The sequence below is a fragment of the Curtobacterium sp. NPDC087080 genome (assembly GCF_044745105.1).
Lineage (GTDB): Bacteria > Actinomycetota > Actinomycetes > Actinomycetales > Microbacteriaceae > Curtobacterium.
Window position 1 is genome coordinate 1 of sequence record NZ_JBIUZP010000011.1, and the last position, 1,758, is coordinate 1,758.

At 68.2% G+C, this 1,758-nt stretch carries 1 protein-coding gene and 1 rRNA gene; both read right to left on the bottom strand.

Annotation, left to right across the window (positions count from 1 at the left end):
* Positions 1–325: 325 nt before the first annotated feature.
* Positions 326–1,201, bottom strand: coding sequence for a GNAT family N-acetyltransferase (locus tag ACIPEQ_RS16435; protein ID WP_402715996.1), 876 nt, complete (start codon positions 1,199–1,201; stop codon positions 326–328).
* Positions 1,202–1,668: 467 nt separating this feature from the next.
* Positions 1,669–1,758 (bottom strand): 5S ribosomal RNA (gene rrf, locus ACIPEQ_RS16440); the annotation flags it as partial.

Genomic DNA, 1,758 nt, shown 5'->3' on the forward strand with positions numbered 1-1,758 from the left:
CAATAAATTGGCATTGACAATGTGCACGCTGTTGAGTTCTCAAGGACCAGACGCACCCCCCACTCGACTCCCAGAAGGAGCTCCGCCAGAGGGGCTTGGATTCTCGACACCAGACATCGAGCCGTAGAGCTCGTCATCGTGGTGGTTGGTTGCCGAGCGGGACCCCGTCCGGACTGCATCGCCAGGTTTTCGACCCGGTGACCGTCTCGGCCGTTCCGTTCTCCGCCTCAGCGGCAACGAGGTACAACCTTACGCGGAGGTGAACGCACTGCCAAGTGGGGCCACATCCCGGGCGTGTCGCGCTCATCGCCTCGGCTCAGCCGGATCACACGGGTGGACGGGACGACGGGATCCGAGCCGGCTCAGGCAGGGGCTGGCGCTCGAGCAGGGCCACCATTTCCTCGATCTCTGCAGCGGGAAAGCCGGCAGCCGGACCTCGTCGCCCCGTCGGCTGGAACCCGTGACGAGCGTAGAAGCGTCGCGCAGGCTCGCCCTCCGGCGCGCGGTCGACCCAGAGTCGGATGGACGGTGCCTGCAACGATGCCCACGCGAGGACCTCCGCCAGCAGAGCGTCCCCGATCCCGTTCGTGCGCCCCCGAGCTCCTTGGCGTACGAAAACACCGGTGAGCAGGGCGCCAGCGCCGTCGGCACTGCGCACCTGGCCAGACATGATGCCGAGCCACGCGCCGTCCTCCGCCACCGCCACCACACTGGTGGTGTCGGTCCCGGTGCCGCGTCGCCCCCGAGTACGCCAGTCGTCCTCGGACATCGCAAGGGTGGCCGGGAGGTCTGCGCCGTAGGAGACCGGGTTCTCCGCGGCGTTCTCGAGCCGGAGGGCGCGCACCGACCGCCAGTCCAGCTCCTCCGTCCTCCGGATGGTGAAGTCCCGACCGGGGAGACCTGCACGCCGCACCAGCAGGGGAACGCCACTCGTGGACCACCACGTCGGCGAGACGAACCCAGAAGACATTCCCCCGTGTGCAAATCGTTCGACGTACACCCCGGTCCCCACCCGATCCGACATCGCACGCCCGACTTCAGCGACGAAGGCCCACCGCAGCTGCGCTTCGAGCGCTCCTCGGGTGGCCGGCAACGAAACCACTCTGAACCGCTCGCCGAGCGCCCGCCACAGCCACGGATCACCGCGACTGCCCCACTGGTCCGGCTCGTCGCGGAAGAGATCTCCGATGCGTCCTGCCACGACCTGATGGTGCCCCACTCCGCCGCGGCTCGCCACCTCCCGCGGCCGAACACCGAGCGAGCCGTGGCACAACGGCCGAGGGTTCGGTCCACGGCCACGACCAAGGGGAGAATCGAACGCGCGAGGAGCACCGGTCGACGGGACGTGCGAAGGCGCAAGGACCACAGCACGCAGGGCAGACCGAGGCAGGAGAACGCCAGGCCGCAGAGATCATCGATCCTGCGGAGACAGCGCGCAGCACGACCACTGCGGGGCAGCCGAGGCTCCTCGACTCCGTGCGGTTGAGGACGACCAGGCGGCGGCGTCCACCGGCACGACAACATCCTGGGCGCGGATCGATGAGCGCCGCGCGAACCGCCGCTCCACCCGGACCGAGCCGATGGGCCTGGAGGCGAAGAGTTCCCTGGTAACGCAGGAAACCCCTGACCGGTCACGGTCAGGGGTTTCCTGGTGTTGCTGAACGTTGAGTCCGGCGGCGTCCTACTCTCCCACAAGGTCCCCCTTGCAGTACCATCGGCGCTGAGAGGCTTAGCTTCCGGGTTCGGAATGTGACCGGG